The organism is Qipengyuania oceanensis, from assembly GCF_009827535.1.
Classification (GTDB): domain Bacteria; phylum Pseudomonadota; class Alphaproteobacteria; order Sphingomonadales; family Sphingomonadaceae; genus Qipengyuania_C; species Qipengyuania_C oceanensis.
In genome coordinates, this window is record NZ_WTYN01000001.1 from 40,874 (window position 1) to 57,857 (window position 16,984).

13 protein-coding genes are annotated in these 16,984 nt (G+C 64.7%); 6 read left to right on the forward strand and 7 right to left on the reverse strand.

Features of this window, described 5'->3' with window-relative positions:
* Nucleotides 1-49: 49 nt before the first annotated feature.
* From GRI48_RS00200 to GRI48_RS00215, 4 genes are all read right to left on the reverse strand, one after another.
* Complete coding sequence (locus GRI48_RS00200; RefSeq protein WP_160669679.1) at nucleotides 50-229, reverse strand: DUF465 domain-containing protein; 180 nt, start codon at nucleotides 227-229, stop codon at nucleotides 50-52.
* 259 nt (nucleotides 230-488) lie between these two features.
* Nucleotides 489-1,718 (reverse strand): aromatic ring-hydroxylating oxygenase subunit alpha, encoded by a 1,230-nt coding sequence (locus GRI48_RS00205; RefSeq protein ID WP_160669682.1) that lies wholly within the window; start codon nucleotides 1,716-1,718, stop codon nucleotides 489-491.
* Between the two features lie 153 nt (nucleotides 1,719-1,871).
* Nucleotides 1,872-4,328, reverse strand: coding sequence for a TonB-dependent receptor (locus GRI48_RS00210; RefSeq protein WP_160669685.1), 2,457 nt, complete (start codon nucleotides 4,326-4,328; stop codon nucleotides 1,872-1,874).
* A gap of 166 nt (nucleotides 4,329-4,494) precedes the next feature.
* Nucleotides 4,495-5,793, reverse strand: a complete 1,299-nt coding sequence (locus GRI48_RS00215) for an aromatic ring-hydroxylating oxygenase subunit alpha (protein ID WP_160669688.1) — start codon at nucleotides 5,791-5,793, stop codon at nucleotides 4,495-4,497.
* A gap of 148 nt (nucleotides 5,794-5,941) precedes the next feature.
* On the opposite strand from GRI48_RS00215, the gene GRI48_RS00220 reads away from it, so the two are divergent.
* Both GRI48_RS00220 and GRI48_RS00225 read left to right on the forward strand, forming a co-directional pair.
* On the forward strand, nucleotides 5,942-6,703 hold the full coding sequence (locus GRI48_RS00220) for an SDR family oxidoreductase (RefSeq protein ID WP_202389152.1): 762 nt from the start codon (nucleotides 5,942-5,944) through the stop codon (nucleotides 6,701-6,703).
* Nucleotides 6,684-8,009 carry a spinster family MFS transporter gene (locus GRI48_RS00225; RefSeq protein WP_160669694.1) on the forward strand — a complete coding sequence of 442 codons (1,326 nt, stop codon included), beginning with the start codon at nucleotides 6,684-6,686 and terminating at the stop codon, nucleotides 8,007-8,009. The genes GRI48_RS00220 and GRI48_RS00225 overlap by 20 nt, the downstream gene beginning before the upstream one ends.
* Here GRI48_RS00225 and GRI48_RS00230 read toward each other — a convergent pair.
* From GRI48_RS00230 to GRI48_RS00240, 3 genes are read right to left on the reverse strand one after another with little or no spacing between them, the layout of a single operon-like run.
* Nucleotides 8,006-8,785 carry an SDR family NAD(P)-dependent oxidoreductase gene (locus GRI48_RS00230; RefSeq protein ID WP_160669697.1) on the reverse strand — a complete coding sequence of 260 codons (780 nt, stop codon included), beginning with the start codon at nucleotides 8,783-8,785 and terminating at the stop codon, nucleotides 8,006-8,008. The genes GRI48_RS00225 and GRI48_RS00230 overlap by 4 nt on opposite strands.
* The gene (locus GRI48_RS00235; protein ID WP_160669700.1) at nucleotides 8,785-9,429 is read right to left on the reverse strand and encodes a glutathione S-transferase family protein; all 645 of its coding nucleotides are present in this window, start codon (nucleotides 9,427-9,429) and stop codon (nucleotides 8,785-8,787) included. The genes GRI48_RS00230 and GRI48_RS00235 overlap by 1 nt, the downstream gene beginning before the upstream one ends.
* Nucleotides 9,430-9,463: 34 nt before the next feature.
* Nucleotides 9,464-10,228, reverse strand: coding sequence for an SDR family NAD(P)-dependent oxidoreductase (locus GRI48_RS00240; protein ID WP_160669703.1), 765 nt, complete (start codon nucleotides 10,226-10,228; stop codon nucleotides 9,464-9,466).
* 172 nt (nucleotides 10,229-10,400) lie between these two features.
* On the opposite strand from GRI48_RS00240, the gene GRI48_RS00245 reads away from it, so the two are divergent.
* The 4 genes from GRI48_RS00245 (at nucleotide 10,401) to GRI48_RS00260 (ending at nucleotide 16,983) form a co-directional block, all read left to right on the forward strand.
* Nucleotides 10,401-11,951, forward strand: coding sequence for an MFS transporter (locus GRI48_RS00245; RefSeq protein ID WP_337190739.1), 1,551 nt, complete (start codon nucleotides 10,401-10,403; stop codon nucleotides 11,949-11,951).
* Nucleotides 11,948-12,985 (forward strand): serine hydrolase domain-containing protein, encoded by a 1,038-nt coding sequence (locus GRI48_RS00250; protein ID WP_160669706.1) that lies wholly within the window; start codon nucleotides 11,948-11,950, stop codon nucleotides 12,983-12,985. Before GRI48_RS00245 ends, GRI48_RS00250 begins: the two co-directional genes overlap by 4 nt.
* A gap of 69 nt (nucleotides 12,986-13,054) precedes the next feature.
* Nucleotides 13,055-15,115: a S9 family peptidase gene (locus GRI48_RS00255; protein WP_160669709.1), complete on the forward strand. Its 2,061-nt coding sequence runs from the start codon at nucleotides 13,055-13,057 to the stop codon at nucleotides 15,113-15,115.
* Entirely contained in the window at nucleotides 15,112-16,983 is a 1,872-nt protein-coding gene (locus GRI48_RS00260; protein WP_160669712.1) for an amidohydrolase family protein, read from the forward strand. Before GRI48_RS00255 ends, GRI48_RS00260 begins: the two co-directional genes overlap by 4 nt.
* The last annotated feature ends 1 nt before the right edge of the window (nucleotide 16,984 follow it).

Consider the following 16,984-nt stretch of genomic DNA (forward strand, 5'->3'; position numbering starts at 1 on the left):
GAACAGGATAGCTGGCGGGGAGCGTTCCGGCTCCCCGCCACGGCGGGCGTCATGCGCCGGCTGGCATGTTTCGCAGGGACGCCGTCCTCATCCGGCGCCTGATGGCCATCTCGAACGTCTTGAGCCGCAGGATCCGAAACGGATCGCCATTTGACCTTTGAAGCTCTGCACGCAGCAGGCGATCGAGCTTCTGGTGGCGCTCCAGCAGTCTGAAAAGATAATCGGACACGAGTCGATACTCCCTATCGAACGGGGTTGGTTCGATCGGATGGTCCGACGTGACTGGAAGGGGGGAAAGCCGATCCGGGCCACATCGGATAGATCCGATGCGGTCCGACATCACGCATGCATCGCCTTCAGGCCGATGCGACGCGCCAGAGGGGCCCGGTCCGCAAGATCAATCTAGTGTGCGCGCGCCCTTTGACAAGATGTCTAACGCGCCGAGCGGCAGCCAGCAGCGCATGGGCGCTTTCGGGGTTCGGAGATGTCTATTCGGCGGCTTCGGCCATCTCGCGCCTGAAAATGCCCTGCAGATCGTCGTCGCTCGCGTTGACGAGCTTGTCGACCCACTGGTGGAAGACCTGGCCGCCTTTCTCGTTTCGACCGAACAGGACGTGCTCCATCATGCCGGACTGCAACGCCTCGTGCTGGCGCTTGCCGGTCTTGTAGTCCTCGTCCCGCACGACGATCTCGAGGAAGTCGAACTGTTCGTGCGCGGCCTTGATCTTGGCCTCGTCGTCCGGCTCCTGTTCCATGACGTAATACTGGGTGGTGAAGCTCTCGCCGACCTCGCTGCCGGGAAACAGCTGGCTGATCATCGCGCCGCGCAGACCGCCGCCGTAGAAGCTGGCGATGGAGATGTGCGGGAAAATGGTCCAGACGCCCTGGACCAGCACTTCGTAGGACAGGTCCTCGTCCGCGATCTGTGTGAGGTCGATCTGCTGGTCGTCGTCCGACTGGACCTTGACGGCGAACTTGGTCGGCGTGGACAGCCGCTGGTGGGGGCCGAAGGCGAAGTAGTTCGCGCGGTTGTAGAAATCCGCGCCGAACGTGTCCTTGTGCAGCACCGGCAGGTGGTAGAAATCGAGATATCCGTCGTAGGCCGTCTTCCAGTTCGGGCCGGGCAGGGTGCGCTGGCTGAACAGGTGCCAGTTCTCGAAGCCGAAGGCGGACAGCAGTTCGTCATAGCCGCACAGGTAATCCGCGATATCGAGCTTGGACTTCGGGTCGAGGGTCGCCCAGATCAGCCCGGCGCTTTCGTAACAGGGAAAGCGCGTGAGGCAGTGCGCGGCCTTGTCGATCTTGCCGAAATCCTGCGGGCTGGCGACACCAAGAAGCTCGCCGTTGTTCTTGAAAGTCCAGCCGTGATAGCCGCACAGGAAGCGGCTCGCGTTGCCGATACCCTCGGCGATCGGATTGCCACGGTGCGTACACATGTTGAGAAATGCGGCGACCGTGCCGTCCTTCTGGCGGGTCAACAGCAGCGGTACGCCGCAAATGTCCATCGCCTTGTAATCGCCCGGTTCCGGCAGTTCGCACGACGGCGCGACCATGAGCGGCAGACGTTTGAAAATCTGCTTCTTCTCGCGTTCGAACAGCTGGGGATCGGTGTAGCTGGAGACAGGAATGCGGACGACCTCGTCGGCGTACTCCATCGTGTCCGCCTCGCCGTGCGCGACCAGCGAGCGGGTCATCTCGATAAGCTTGTGCTGCGTCATGGGTCGATCCTGCTGATTTATTTCGATTCCTCGCAACTGTGCGCCGCCCAGGTCGCTGCGGCAATGATCACTTTTGCAAGGGGGAGGGCTACGGAAACAGAACGGGCGGACTTCCGGAGAAGCCCGCCCGCGGTGTGTTCGAAGTGCGTTCGATCAGAACTTGAAGCTGCCTTCGACGAAGATCTGACGACCGCGGTTCTGGGTGAGGATCAGGTCGTCGCCGACGCCGGGTTCGAGGAACGGGCGGCCGCTCGCGGTATTGGTCCACAGCTTGTCGGTCAGGTTGACGCCGATCAGCGAGAGCTTCCACAGGCCATCGGGATGGCCGATCGAGGCCGAGGCATCGAAGGCGACGTAGCTGTCCTGGATGTATTCGTAGAGCGTATTACCCGCGTAATAGCTGTCCGAATAGATCGCGTTGCCGCTCAGGCCCAGCTCCAGCGTATCGCCGAGCGGGATGCTCCAGTCGGCAGCGATGTTGCCCGACCATTCCGGCGCGCGCGCAACGTCGCGGCCTTCCAGATCGATGCCTTCGCCGACCGGGAAGCTCTTGGTGAACTTGCCGTCGAGCCAGGCGATGTTGCCGGAAAGCGAAAGCCCTTCGACCGGCGTTTCCCAACCCCAGCCGATGTCGACGCCCTTGGTCGTGACTTCACCCGCGTTCAGCGTGATGAACTGCACCGTCTGGGCATTGAAGTTCTGCACCTGCAGGTCGTCGAAGACGTAGTAGTAGGCGGTCACATTCAGGGTGACGTCGCGGTTCGAGAACTGCGACTTGACGCCGACTTCGCCGCCGATCGCGGTTTCGGACTGGTACTTCAGGCCGTCGGCGACTGCCTGGCGCACTGCCGGATCGGGATCGTTGAAGCCGAGCAGCGAGTTCGACGGCAGCGCCGAGTTGTCGATGCCGCCTGACTTAAAGCCGGTCTTGAACGAAGCGAAGACGTTCACGTCCGGGTTGATCTCGTACTTGATGGTGGCTTCGGGCGACCAGTTCTTGTCGCTGAACTCGATCGGGCCAGAGAAGAACCCGCTGCTGATGAAGGCGGGCGTCGCCGACAGGAAGGCATGGACGTAAGGCACCGAGATGCGCGAGGTCTTCTTCTCGTCGGTCCAGCGGACACCGCCGGAAATTTCCAGCCGGTCCGTGACGTCGAAGATGATGCTGCCGAACAGCGACGTCGCTTCAGTCTTGGTCGACTGCGCCTTGTCCCAGTCGAAAGTGTAGCCCGTGATCGGATCAGGTGCGACGAAGGAGATGTTCACGCCCTGCTGGGAGGTGTCGAACAGGAACTTGCGCCATTCATAGAACGCACCGAACATGACGTTGAACGGTCCGTCATTGTCGGTTTCGAGGCGGATTTCCTGGCTGTACTGCTTGAGGGTATTGCGCGGATCGCTCGTCCCTGCGCCTCCGGGAATGCCCGGTGCCAGCGTACCGCCGTAGGAATAGTTGTCCACGTCGGTCGCATCGAGATCGAGGAAGCCGGTCGTCGAGACGATGTTCACGTTATCGGTGATGCCGAAGTTCAGCGCGAGGCGACCGAACCACATCTCGGTCTCGCCGAACGGGACGCCGTTGAAGCCCTGAGCCAGCGTGGGACCGGTCGCGAGCGGGACCGACTGAGCGAGCGGCGGAGCGGTGTCGGGCAGGTAGTAGAGGCCGTCGTGATCGTTACAGTCGTAGCCACCCGGATATACGAGGCCGCCCTGCAACAGGTAGACGGGATCGGCGATGCCGTTGGGACCGCAATAGATGTCGTCGTTGCCGATCGCACCGTCGTTGGTGTTCTTGACGTATTGCACCTTGAGGTTCGCGTCGAAGCCGACGACCGGCTCCCAGGCAAGCGTGGCGCGCGCGACGACATTCTTCTGGCCGCGAACCAGATTGGTCGCCGGGGTGTCCGGCTGCAGCTTGGTGAATTCGTCGATCTTGTTCCACTGGCCGGCGAGGCGGATGCCGAGCGTGTCTGTAATCGGACCCGAGACGAAGCCGCCGACGGTCCAGCCCTTTTCCTCGAACTCGTAGCTGGCCTTGCCGCCCGCGCTCCAGTTGGGCGTCGGGTCGGCGGAGCGGATCGAGAAGACGCCGGCCGACGCGCTCTTGCCGAAGAACAGCGACTGCGGCCCCTTGAGAACGTCGATCTGCTGGACATCGAAGAAACCGGCCTGGACCATGCGCATGGTCGAGACCTGCACGCCGTCGAAGTCGAAGGCGACGGCGGAATCGAAAGCTGCGGAAATGGCCGAGGAACCGACGCCGCGAAGGCTCAGCTGGCCGCCCGATCCCGAGCCGCCGACCTGCACGTTGAGAGTGGGCACGCGGCTGACCACGTCGGCGACCTGGTCGACATTGTACTTGTCCAGCGTCTCGCTGCTGACAGAGGTGATGGTGACCGGCACTTCCTGCAGGGTTTCCGCCTGGCGACGCGCGAGGACGATGATCTCGTTGCCGACCGGCTGTGCGGCGGTCGCGCTGTCGGGCGTGCCCGCGTCCCCGGCGGCATCCTGGGCCGCCGCGGTCGAAGGGATGGCGGCGATGCCGATAACTGCCGCCGTGCCGAGAAGAGCCTCGCGCAGGTGACGGATTCCGAATGCAGATTGCTTCATGGTCATCCTCCCGTTCGGGCTCCTGCCGCTTCATACGGCATGTCTGGCCCGGGTTTCGTTGCTCCTTTCCGGAGCGTGGCTTTTACCTAGGCAGCGGCGACCGACCGCTCATCTAGCAAAAGCGCTAGTAAGCGAATTGTCGCTACGTAATCGTGGCTTTTGGGTATCATTCCGCAGCTTCCCGCGGTGCTTCCATTTGAGCGGTGCGCGGGTCGTTCGGCCACATCCAGTCGTCGCCGATCACCTGTTCGACTCGCAATTCCGGCGGAATGCGACCGAGCCCGATCATGCGGTCGAGATGCTGGTGGAAATGGTAGATGCGCGCTTCCTGGTAGCTCAGCGGAACGCTCTGGAAACCAGCGCTCTCCATCGACTTCTGGATCGCCTCGCCGAACTGCGTATCCTCGTGGATCAGCGGCACCATGTCGCGGCCGTTGGGCCTGGTTTCGTCGGGTACGGTCCACAGATCGGGGGCAGGGCCGTCTCCCCAGTCAGGCGCCATGGTCACGAGTTCCAGCCGGCACGTGTCCAGCCCGGTCGGCCAGAACAGCAGGGGCGGGACGAAGTAGTTGGAAATCGGCGCGACCCAGTTGGGGAAGATCGTGTAACTCTGCGTCGCGGTGCGGCCGAACTCGCCGACCGTCTCGATCGTCTGCCACTGCGGCGGGTGATCGATGGCGCGCACGCTCTCGCGATCGAAATCGCGCGGAGCAGGGGCGAGCATCCGCCCGTGTCCTTCGGGGTAAAGCGTGTTTACGTTGCGCAAGGCATCGACCAGCGGCGCGACCGTTTCGGGATGGATATACGGAACGTGGTAGACCTCCATGTTCGCTTCCATCGCCACCTTCCAGTTGCACTTGAGATCGAAGCTGTGGCGCGCTGCGAGGCGCAGCTTGTCGAACTGGAATTCCTCCCACTCTTCCGCCACCGGGCCGAGATACTCGAGCAGCGGCACTGCGTCGGGGTCGAAGTTCACGAAAACGAGGTTGCCGAGCATCTCGCATCTCACGGCGAGCAATGCGCGGCACGACATGTCGAAATCGGGTCCGAAATCCTGCTTTTGCGGAATGCCGATCAGGGTGCCGTCGGTCTTGTAGGTCCAGTGGTGGTAGGCGCACATCAGCCGGTTCGACTTGCCGCGATCCTCGGTGACGACCGGCGCGCCGCGATGCCGACAGGTGTTGTAGAAGGCGCGCACGATGCCATCCATGCCGTGGACGATGACGATCGGGTCGCCGGCATTGTGCCAGCGCATGTAGCAGCCGGGTTCGGGGATCTCGTCGATGTGTCCGGCGAAGAGCCAGCTCTTGCGGAACACGTGGGCCTGTTCGAGCTCGTAGAACTCGCCGGACGTGTAACGGGCGGCCGGCATGTCGGGCAGCGAAGGAAAACCCTCGGGCGGGGCGCTCCGCTCGCCCTCCCATTCCATCAGACGTTTCAGCCGTGCAATTTCTGCTTCGTCCATCGACCCTCTCCCGTGTTTGTGGCCATTCTAATCCGGGGCGGCAGCGGGAAACGACTGGCGAAACTGACATCCCTCGTTGTTGTGACAGTTTGGCTGGGCCGGACCGGCCGATACATCCCGTTGAGAAACAAGCATGGGAGAGATGCGAATGGCCGGACGGGTCGAAGGCAAGGTGGCGCTCGTCACCGGCGGGGCGATGGGCCTCGGCAAGGCGGATTGCGAACGGCTCGCGGGCGAAGGCGCGAAAGTCATCGTGACCGACCGCCAAGTCGAGCAGGCGCACAAGGTCGCCGAAGCGATCGGCGGTGACGCCATGGCGCTCGATGTGACCGACGAAGTGCAATGGAAAGACGTGATGAAGGCTGTCGAAGAGCGCCACGGCGGGCTCGAGATCCTCGTCAACAATGCCGGCAACGTGATTTTCGAGAATATCGAGGAATGTTCGTCGGACCATTTCCGGCTCCATTTCGACATTCACGTCATGGGGACGTTTCTCGGCTGCAAATACGCCCTTCCTCTGATGAAGAACCGGGGCGGCAGTTCGATCATCAACATGGCCTCCACAGCCGCGCTGATGGGATATCCGGCGATTCCCGCCTATACTGCGGCCAAGGGCGCCATCGCGGCTATGACCCGCTCGATCGCCATCCATTGCCAGGACGAAGGCTGCGGCATCCGGTGCAATGCACTCGCGCCCGGCGGGATCGAAACGCCGATGGTGCGGGACATCTCCGGCCGCCAGGGTCAGGAGCTGATGGACATTCCCGACGGGCCGTTGCCTGCCGACGCGCTGGGCGCTCCGCGCGATGTAGCCAATGCCGTGCTGTATCTTGCCAGCGACGAGTCACGCTTCATCAACGGGGTCGTCCTGCCGGTCGACAACGGCCTCGATGCCCGACCCCACCACTGATCCGGCGACGGTCATAAAGGACGCATCCTCGCCATCGCGCGAGGGCGGCTATCGCTGGTATGTGCTGGGCCTCCTGACGCTCACGAGCCTGTTCAGCGTTGCCGATCGGCTGGTATTCTCGATCCTGCTGGAAGACATCAAGGCCGAGTTCGACTTCACCGATTTCGAGCTCGGCCTGCTCGGAGGGCTGGCGTTCACCGCGACCTATGTGCTGATCGGCTTTCCGGCCGCGCGGCTGGCCGACCGGTCCATCCGCAAGAATATCATCGCTTCGGCGATCACCTTCTGGAGTTTGATGACGGCGCTGTGCGGCGCTGCTGTCGGCTTTGTCACCCTGTTTCTCGCCCGCACCGGAGTGGGCGTTGGCGAAGGATGCAGCGGACCGGCATCGCAATCGCTCATGGCCGACTACTTCCGGCGCGACGAACTGGCGCGGGCGATGGGTTTCCTGACCTGGGGGGCTACGCTGGGCACGGTGACCGGCCTGATGGCCGGCGGTCTGCTCGCCGAAGCCTACGGCTGGCGGATGGCCTTTGTCCTGATGGCGCTGCCAGGGGTAGTGCTCGGCGCCTTTCTCTATTTCACGGTTCGCGAGCCGCAGCGCGGTCGTTTCGCTCCGGCAGGCTCGCGGATCGAGCAGACCTCCCTGAAAGAAACCGTGTCCTCGCTCCTGCGCAACCGGGTCTTCATGGGACTGTCGGTCGGCTGGGCGGTGCAGATCATGATCGGCTATGCGCTAGCGTTCTGGATGGCCGCGGTAATGCTGCGGAACTTCGACGTCTCGACCGCCGACGTCGCGGTATATCTCGGGCTTGCGTTCCTGATCGGCGGGATCCCGGGGCCGGTGCTGGGCGGTTTCCTGACCGACTGGCTGACCCGCTACGACGAGCGCTGGCGCGCGTGGCTCCCAGGTGTCGTCAGCCTTCTGTGCGTCGCGCCGCTGACCTTGAGCCTCTATTCTAGCGGCTTCTGGCAGTTTCTCGGTTTTTTTGCCGTGGCCTACGGAATCTACGTGGCGAGCCAGGCTCCGATCATGTCGGGCGTGCAGAATGCCGTCGAGCCTTCCCAGCGCGGCTTCGCCGTCGCGATCGCGCTATTCTTTAACAATCTTGTCGGGCAGGCGTTGGGGCTGGCCGTCATCGGCTGGGTTAGCGACTGGCTTGCACCGACCCAAGGCGGCTTTGCCTTGTCCATCGCGGTGCTGGGCGTGTGCTTGGCATCGGGTGTTATCGCTCTCGGGCTCTTCGTATGGACGGCTGCGCAGATGCGGGGTTCAGGTTACCTCGACAAGATGGCCGCGGGCTAGAAACCCGGGTGGATCGACAGCGCGCCGCCGTCCACCAACAGCTCCGCACCGGTCATGAATGGACACTCGTCGGAGGCCAGGAAAGCGATCGCCGCAGCGGTTTCGGACGGATCGGCGAGCCGGTTCATCGGCGAGGTCTTAGCGACCTGCGCCTTGAAACCGGGCATCGCCGCCTCGGTCGCATCGAGGATGCCGGTCTCCGTCGCGCCGGGGATCACTGTGTTGCAGCGGATCGCATAGCCCTGCTGCGCACACCAGGTCGCGACCGATTTCGACAGCACCCTGACGCCGCCCTTGCTTGCCGAATAACCGACATCGGTAGGCAATGGTGATATCGCCGTGGTCGAGGCGATGTTCACGATCGAACCCGACGGGCCGTCCGGATTGGCCGTCATCGCCTTGATGGCTGCTCGGCACCCGGCCATCGTCCCGCTGAGGTTGATTGCAATGACCCGGTCCCAGGCCGCGAAGACCGCCTCGTCGTCCTCGTCTCCGATGCTCGCTCCCGACACGATGCCGGCGTTGTTCACGAGGATGTCGAGCCGGCCGAAGCGCTCCGTGGCGAGAGCGACGACTTCGGCCCAGCGGTCGCGGTCGGAGACGTCCTGGGCCGCAAACATCGCGCCGCAATTATCCGCTTCCGCCTCACCCTTGGCGGCATCGACATCGGTGCCGACGACTTCGGCCCCATCGGCGCGCAGCCGCTCCATCGCCGCCTTGCCGATACCGCTCGCGCAGCCGGTGACGAGGGCGACCTTGCCCGCAAGATCGGGCATTATTCCGCCTGCTGCCAAATCTTCGCGCTCTCGCGCTTGTTATGGGTTTCGATGAAGCGCGCGAGATTGTCGGTTCCCTCGGGCAGCTTCCATCCGACGGTGAAGCCGAAGTTCGCGAAGCAGAAGGTAATCAGATCGGCGAGCGTGAACCGGTCGCAGCAGATGTTGTCCCGGTCGCCGAGTTGCTTGTCGAGCCAGCGCCACTTGTCGTTGGCCATATCGGTCATTTCCGCGCCGGCGCTCTCGCTGACGACTTTCATGCGCGGTTCGAACATCGGCCGCCCGCCGGTCGCACGGAACCCGATGGTCATCGGGACGACGACGTCCTGGTCGAACCAGCGCACCCACTTGCGGATCTCCGCACGCTCGAGCGCGTCGCGGCCGATCAGGTTCGGATCCGGGTGCAGTTCCTCGATGTACTCGCAGATCGGCCAGCTTTCGGTCAGGGTCGTGCCGTCGTCGAGTTCCAGCACCGGAAGCGTCTGAAGCGGGTTCTTGCCGGTCAGTTCGGCGCTCTGCCGGTTCTCGCCCGAGATGATGTCGTAATGGACACGCTCGACGGCTTCCCCTTCCGCGAGCCCTTTCTCGATCAGAAACATGCGGACGAGGCGGGGGTTGGGGCCGAGGCTGGAATGGAGTTTCATGGCAGTTCCTTGGATGAGTTTGCAGTGTCGAGGGTCAATGGGTTCCGGCGATGCGCAGGCACTGGCCGGTGACCCATTCGCTGGCCGGGCTGACGAGATAGAGGACGCAGGCTGCGATGTCCTGCGGCGTTCCGAGCCGCCCGGCGGGCAGCTTGAGTTGTTCGAGAAGCGGACCGAAATCCTCGTCTTCCATCGATAGCGCTTCCTTCACCGTCCGCGTTGGGACGAAGCCGGGCATTACCGAGTTCACGCGGATGCCCTGCGGCCCCAGCTCATGCGCCAACGTCTTGGTGAGCATGTTCACGCCCGCCTTGGCGGCGCTGTAATGACCGCTGCCGGCAAAAGGCTCCTCCGCAGCCATCGACGAGGTGTTCACGATCGCCCCGCCGTCTTTCATGTGGCGGACTGCGGCGCGCACGCCGAAGAAAACCGATGTGAGGTTGACCGCGAGGGTCTTGTCCCATTCCTCGAGCGGGAGCTCGGCCAGCGGCGCGGAGACGAGCGATCCGCCAGCATTGTTCACCCAGACGTCGAGCCGGCCGAATTCGTCGACCGCGCGCTGGGCAAGGGCATCCATGTCTTCCTCGCGGGACACGTCGGTCTTCTGGAAGATGGCTCTCCCGCCGCTGTTCGCATAGTTGATGGCCTTGGCGGTCTGTTCGATCTCGTCGGTGGAGCGGGCGGCGCACACGACGTTCGCGCCGGCTTCGGCGAGCAGCGTGGCGATCCCTTCGCCGATGCCGCGCCCCGCGCCGGTGATGACGGCGGTCTTGCCTTCGAGCGAATACAGATCGATCAAGCCTTCTCTCCCGAAAGAATGTTTTGCGGCAGGCTAACCAGTGCAAGCACCGGCTTCCAGTTGCATAATTGATAAGCGTACGGACGAAAGGCGCGACCCGATCCTCCGTCGATAGAAGCGCGCTATGCCTTCGCAGCGCAATGAGCATTTGCGCCGAGCCACGACGGGCCTAGTGTCGGCGCAGGATATCGGGGGCGCGGGCACATTGTCGATCGACACGGATAGCGATACGGCGGCACGCTCGACGCCGCTCATTCCGCAGCGCCGCTTGCTGCCGCTTTACCTGCTGCTGGGATTTTCGGCCGGCCTGCCGTTCTACATGTTCAACGCCGTGCTGTTGCTGCGGCTCTCGCGGAACGGCATCGACATCGTCGTCATCGGGTTCTTCGCCTGGGTGGCACTGCTCCCGACGTTCAAGTTCCTTTGGGCGCCGATCGTCGACCGCCTGAGCGTGCCGGGATTTGCCGCCTTCTGGGGCCGGCGGCGCGGCTGGATCATGCTCTCTCAGCTCGGTATTTTCGCCTCGCTTGTTGCGATGGCATTCACGGCGGACGACACGAACCTGCCGCTGGTCGCGCTGTTCGCCATCGTGCTCGCCTTCTGGACCACGACGCTGGAAGTTGCGGCCGATGGTTGGCGGATCGAGCTTGCACCCTCGCAGGCCGAGCAGGGGCCGATCGTGGCCGCGAACCTGTGGGGCTATCGCAGCGCCATGGTCGCTGCGGGCAGCGGCGCTGCGCTGTTGGCGGCGCGAGCGGCCTGGACGTGGGCCTATCTCGCGATTGCCGCGCTGGCTTTCCTGCCGTTTCCCGTGCTGGCCGCGATGCGCGCCGATCCCGGTGCGAGCGCAGGGCGCCTGCGATCTCTGGCGGTCGGAGTGGTTGCTACGGCCGCCATCCTCGTGACTACCGCCGCACTGACGGCGCTGGTTGGATGGGTCGTTCTGTCCGCGTTCGCCTCGGCGGGAATAACCTCTGAAAGCAATATCACGCCCTACGTGCTGGTCGCCTGCCTGCTACCGTTTCTCGCGCTCGCATTCGCGCTGCCGAAGATCCGCCGCATGGGGCCGGACGCGCCATGGCGCACATCGCCGGCAATCGGACCTTACGTCGACATCTTCTGGCGCTACGGCTTCGCGACTCTGCTCGTGCTCGGCTTCGTCTCGCTCTACCGCGTCGGCGACGTGCTGGCGCTGACCCTGTCGCACCCGATGTGGGACGAGCGCGGCTATTCGCTCGACCAGATCGGCATCGCGGACGGCGCGGTGGCATTGCCGGCGAGCATGCTCGGCGTAGCCATCGGTGGTTGGATCGCGGCCAAGTGGCGGCTCGGCTGGGCACTCGCCCTTGGTGCCGTGGTCGCCGCGCTCGGCAACTGGGTCTACGTATGGTTATGGCAAAGCGAGCCGGAGGGCTGGATCCTCTACGCAAGTGTCGCTGCCGACCAGTTCGGCAACGGCATGGCCGGGGCAGTCTTCGTCGTCTATCTCTCGATGCTCGTGAACCCGCGTTTCCCCTCCGCACAATACGCTTTCCTGTCCGGCTTCGCATTTCTACTGGCGCGATTGCTGGCCGGCGCGTCGGGAGACATGCAGCAATCGTTTGGCTACGACGGGTTCTTCCTGCTGGCCGGTGGCGCTAGCCTGTCCGCCGTGCTGTTGCTTCCGCTGCTTGCGCGGGTCATACCGCGCGGTCACTCGGCCGGACCGGAGAGACCCGTATGATCGACCAGGTTTGCGAAACGGCGTTCGGAACGGCGGCGGGCTACGTCGAGGACGGCCGCGTGCCATGCGCCGCGCTCGGCATGGTCGACATGGCGGGAAACAGCGCGGTCAGGCTCGCAGGCGATGCTGCCAAGGAGCCGGACGCGGAAAAGCTGACGCGCGATCACTGGTTCGACCTTGCCTCGGTCAGCAAGGTGATCGCCACGACCACCATGGTGCTCAAGCTCGCCGAGCAGGGACGCCTCGATCTCGACCGGCCGCTGACCGATGCCATCGCGGACCTTCGGCAATACGATATCGCCCACGCGCCTGAGCGGCGGCTGACCTTTCGCGACTGCTTGGCACATCGCAGTTTCTTTCCGGCCGTGTTCCCCATCTACACTTATGGCGGCGATCCCGACACGCTGCGCGCCTTCGTGTTGCAACGCGCTTGGGAGATCGGCCCGCCGGTTTACTCGGACATTAATTTCATGCTGCTGGGCATTGCGATCGAGCGGATCACCGGCGAGCCACTGAGCGCCTGGCCGCTGGGGGAAGGGCTGTCCTACGGCCCGCCTCCGGGGCCCGCGGTCCCGACCGAGCGATGCTCCTGGCGTGGCCGCATTTGCCGCGGCGAAGTGCACGACGAGAATGCCTTCGCGATGGGCGGCGCAACGGGCCATGCAGGCTTGTTCGGGACGATCGACGGCGTACTCGGCTTCGCGCGCGACCTGATGCAGGGCACGGTCCTCTCGCCCGAGAGCATGGATGCGATCCGCACGCCGCTCGACCAGAGCCGCACCTGCGGCTGGGAAAGCGCTTATGGCGGATGGCCCGGCGGGGAGAAGTGCTCGCGCGATACGATCGGCCATACCGGCTTCACCGGGACCGGCCTGTGGATCGACTTCGAGCGTGGCCTCGCGTGGAGCCTGCTGACCAACCGCGTCCACCCGACGCGGCATGGGCCGATGCACATCAAGCCGATGCGCCGCGAAACGGGCGATGCGGTCATCGCGGCCTGGGATGCAGCGCTTGCAGACCGTGACCGATCATAACCCCCCGGCATGACGCTCGCCCGTGCCAGATCTTGTGACGGTGTTTGCGCGACGCGTAGGCATTGCAGCATGACTGCAATCGCATCCCGTGCGCTGGCCGCGCTCTTCGCACTCCTCGCGATCCTCGTTGCCCAGGCCGTGCCTCTCGCCGCGCAGGAGAGCGCGGCTGACCGGCGTTTCGCCGAGCAACTTGGCTTTCCTTTCCAGTCGGGGCTCGTCGGAGCAGAAAATGCGCCGGTTTTCGCCTGGGTGATCGACGAGGGCGGCGTGCGCAACATCTGGGTAGCGCGTGCGGGTGAGCCGGCGCGCCGGATTACCGGCTACACCGAGGATGACGGGATCCAGATCTCCGGCCTCACACTCGATGCAAACGGCACGAAACTGGTGTTCGTGCGCGGCGGCGATGCCGACGAGCCGGATGCGAGCCTGCCCAATCCGGGGCTTGCGCTGACTGCGCCACGGCAGACGCTAAACGTGATCGATGTCGCCGGTGCAGCGTTGCCCTCGCTGATCGGCGAGGGGCACGGCGCAGTCTTCGCGCCCGACGGCAGCACACTGGCCTATACGAGCAAGGGCGCGATCTACCTTTGGTCGCCGGACGGCAAGCCGCGCAAACTTGCCCAGCTCGACGGTCGGGTGGCCGAACTGGTCTGGTCACCGGATGGCCGCAAGCTGGCGTTCCAGGAGAACCGCCAGGGCCAGAGCCTCGTCGGCGTTATCGACATCGCGGTCGGGCGGCTCGGCTATCTCGGCACCGCCTTTGCCTACGCCGAGGATCCCGCTTTTTCGCCCGATGGCAGCGAAGTCGCCTTCATCCAGTACCGCGAGCCGCCGGCCGCACTGGAAGATAGCCGGGCTTCCTTCTGGTCGGTGGTCGCCGCCGATGTCTCCAGCGGCGCAATCCGGACCGTCTGGCAGGCGCCGGAAGGCGAGGGCGGCCAGTTCTACGGCACACGCGGGCGCAACTTGTTCTGGCTCGATGGCGGGCAAATCCTGTTCCCGTGGGAGCGGACCGGCTGGCTGCACGTCTATGCGGTCGACGCGAAGGACGGGGGCGCTGCGCGTGATCTCACACCCTCCGCCAACGAGGTCGAGAATTTCCGACCTGCTCCTGACGGAACATGGATCGCCTTCACGGCCAATCCCGGCGACCTCGACAGCCGCCGGATGCTGCGGGTCGATATCGCATCCGGCAAGACCGACAGCCTGACCGGACCGGAGGTGTTCGCCTATTACCCGGTATTCGGCGGCGATCGCCTCGCCGCGACCGTTACCGACGCGCAGACGCCTGCGCACATGGTGCTTCTGGACGCGATGCAGCTGCTCGGTCCGAAGCACGGCACACCAGGCTATCAGACGCCGGAAAACGTCACTTTTACCGCAGCCGACGGCCTGCAGGTGCACGGCCAGCTCTTCCGGGGCACTGGCGCGGGCAAGCGCCCGGCCCTCGTCTACGTCCACGGCGGACCGCGCCGCCAGCTGCTCGCCGGCTACAGCCCGATGTATTATTACAGCCTGGCCTATGCTGTGAACCAGGAGCTGGCCGCGCGCGGCTTTACGGTTCTCTCGGTGAATTATCGCAGCGGCACGAATTACGGCCGCGCCTTTCGCGAGGCGCCGGAGAAAGCGCGGGCCGGGGCTTCGGAGTATCGCGATGTGCTGGCAGCCGGAAAATGGCTCGCCGCGCGCAGCGACGTCGACGAAGAACGGATCGGTATCTGGGGCGGTAGCTGGGGGGGCTACCTCACGGCGCTGGCGCTTGCGCGCGACAGCGACCTGTTCAAGGCTGGGGTCGACCTGCACGGCGTGCACCAGATGGTTCGCCCGGTCGCCGAAACCTTTTCGCCGACGGAGCGCCTTCGCCAGCAGCAGCTGCAATGGAATTCCTCGCCGATGGGCTCGATCGGGACTTGGCGCTCGCCGGTGCTGCTGATCCACGGCGACGACGATTACAACGTGCCTTACGGGCAGTCGCTGCTTCTCGCTCGCGAACTGACCGCGCGTGGCGTACCGTTCGAGGAACTCGCCTTTCCCAACGAACGCCATGACTTCTTCCGGTTCGCCAACTGGCTGACGAGCTATCGCGCCACCATCGACTTCTTCGAACGCAAGCTGGGCGACGGGCGATGAAGCACTGGCTCGCCGGCCTCGCCGCGCTGGCGGCTTTGTTGATGCTGGTTGTCGGCAATCAGCTTGCCGCGGCGCGAACGGGGCACGAGCCGGAAACGCTGATCCGCAACGCCCGCATCTTCGATGCAACCGGCGCGGCTGCCTATCGGGGCGATGTCCTCGTGCGCGAAGGCAGGATCGCCGCGGTCGGCCCGCGTCTGAAGAAGCCACGCGGTGCGCGCGTCGTCGACGCCAGGGGCATGACGCTGATCCCGGGCCTCCACGATCTCCACACCCACTTGCGATCGACCGGCGCGCGCGGGCCCGAAGATCTGGGCAAGTCCTATGCCGGCCACTTGCTGCGCGGCGTCACGACGGTGAACGACTATTCGGTGTCGGGTGAAATGCTCGCACCGATCCGCGCCATGACACGGCAGCCCGGCGGCCTGTGGGCGCCGCGGCTCAATCTGGCCATCCGTACCGGAGTTCCGGGCGGGCACGGGACCGAATACGGCTGGGGCGATTTCTTCACCCTGAAGGCGACGACGCCGCGAGCCGCGCGTCTCGCCCTGGGGCGGGCGCTGCCGTACAAGCCCGACGTGATCAAGGTCTTCGCCGATGGCTGGCGCTATGATCGCGACCCCGACTTGAACTCCATGAACCGCGAAACGCTCGCCGCGATCGTGGATGAAGCCCACGCGAAGGGCGTGCCGGTGGTCACCCACACGGTGACGCTCGATGGCGCCAAGCTGGCTGCACGCGCCGGGGTCGATGCCATCGTCCACGGGATCGGCGATGAGCCGGTCGATGACGAACTGGTGGCGCTGATGAAGGCGAGCGGGACCGCCTATGTCGCGACGATGGTCGTTTACGAACCGCAGCAGGATCGCGAGTTTTCAGAAGGCGAATGGGCGAGTTTCGCACCCGCCGAACGTGCGCGCGAATTGGCTCGGCTGGCGGCACCGATCGCGCGCGTTCCCGAATACGAGGCCCGCCGCTGGGAGATCCTGCAGGCGAACCTGCGGCGCCTGAATGCCGAAGGGGTGGCGATCGGGATCGGCACCGATGCGGGGATCGGCGGCGTCTATCAGGGATCGTCTGCCATCCGCGAGATCACCTGGCTAACGCGGCTCGGCTTCACTCCGGCCGAGGCAATCGTCGCGGCGACCCGGACGAGCGCGGCGATCATGTACCAAGAAGAACGGCAGGGTACGATCGAGACCGGAAAACGCGCCGACCTCGTGCTGATCGACGGGCGGCCCGACGAGAATATCGAAGATCTCTGGAAGGTCGCGCGCGTCTGGGTGGAGGGGCGCGAGGTGCCCTTGCCACGGCTGCGAAAAATCGCGGAGGACCCCGGGATCACGCCCTTGCCGGTGGTCGCAATGACGGGGCCGATCTGGTCGGGCACCCGGGCGGACGGGCGAACCGATCTCGACACGCTGCCGGTCGATGCCTCCGATTCGGGCGCCGATCACAGCCGGCTCGAGATGGTGCCCCAGACGAGCCGCGACGATGGCGCGAGGCGGATTTTTACGGTGGCGAGTTTCGGCGCGCGCTCCAGGCCTTTCGCGCAGCTGGTGCTGCCGCTGACGCAAGGCGGAGTGTACCGCGCCGATGCCGGTGCCTTCGCCGGGATTGCGTTCAAGGCACGCGGGCAGGGAAACTATCGCCTGCTGATCGAAACCCATGGAGCGAGCGGCGGCCAGGCTGCCGAGTTCGCCGCTTCGGACGATGCCCGTGAAATACGCCTGCCGTTCTCGCAATTCGCCGGCAGCCGCGCCGGTCCCGCGCTCGATCCGACGAACCTGCGCGCCTTGCGGTTCGAACTGGCTGGCGAGCCGGGCGGCAGCCACTGGCTGGAGCTGGGCGATGTCCGCTTCTACTGAA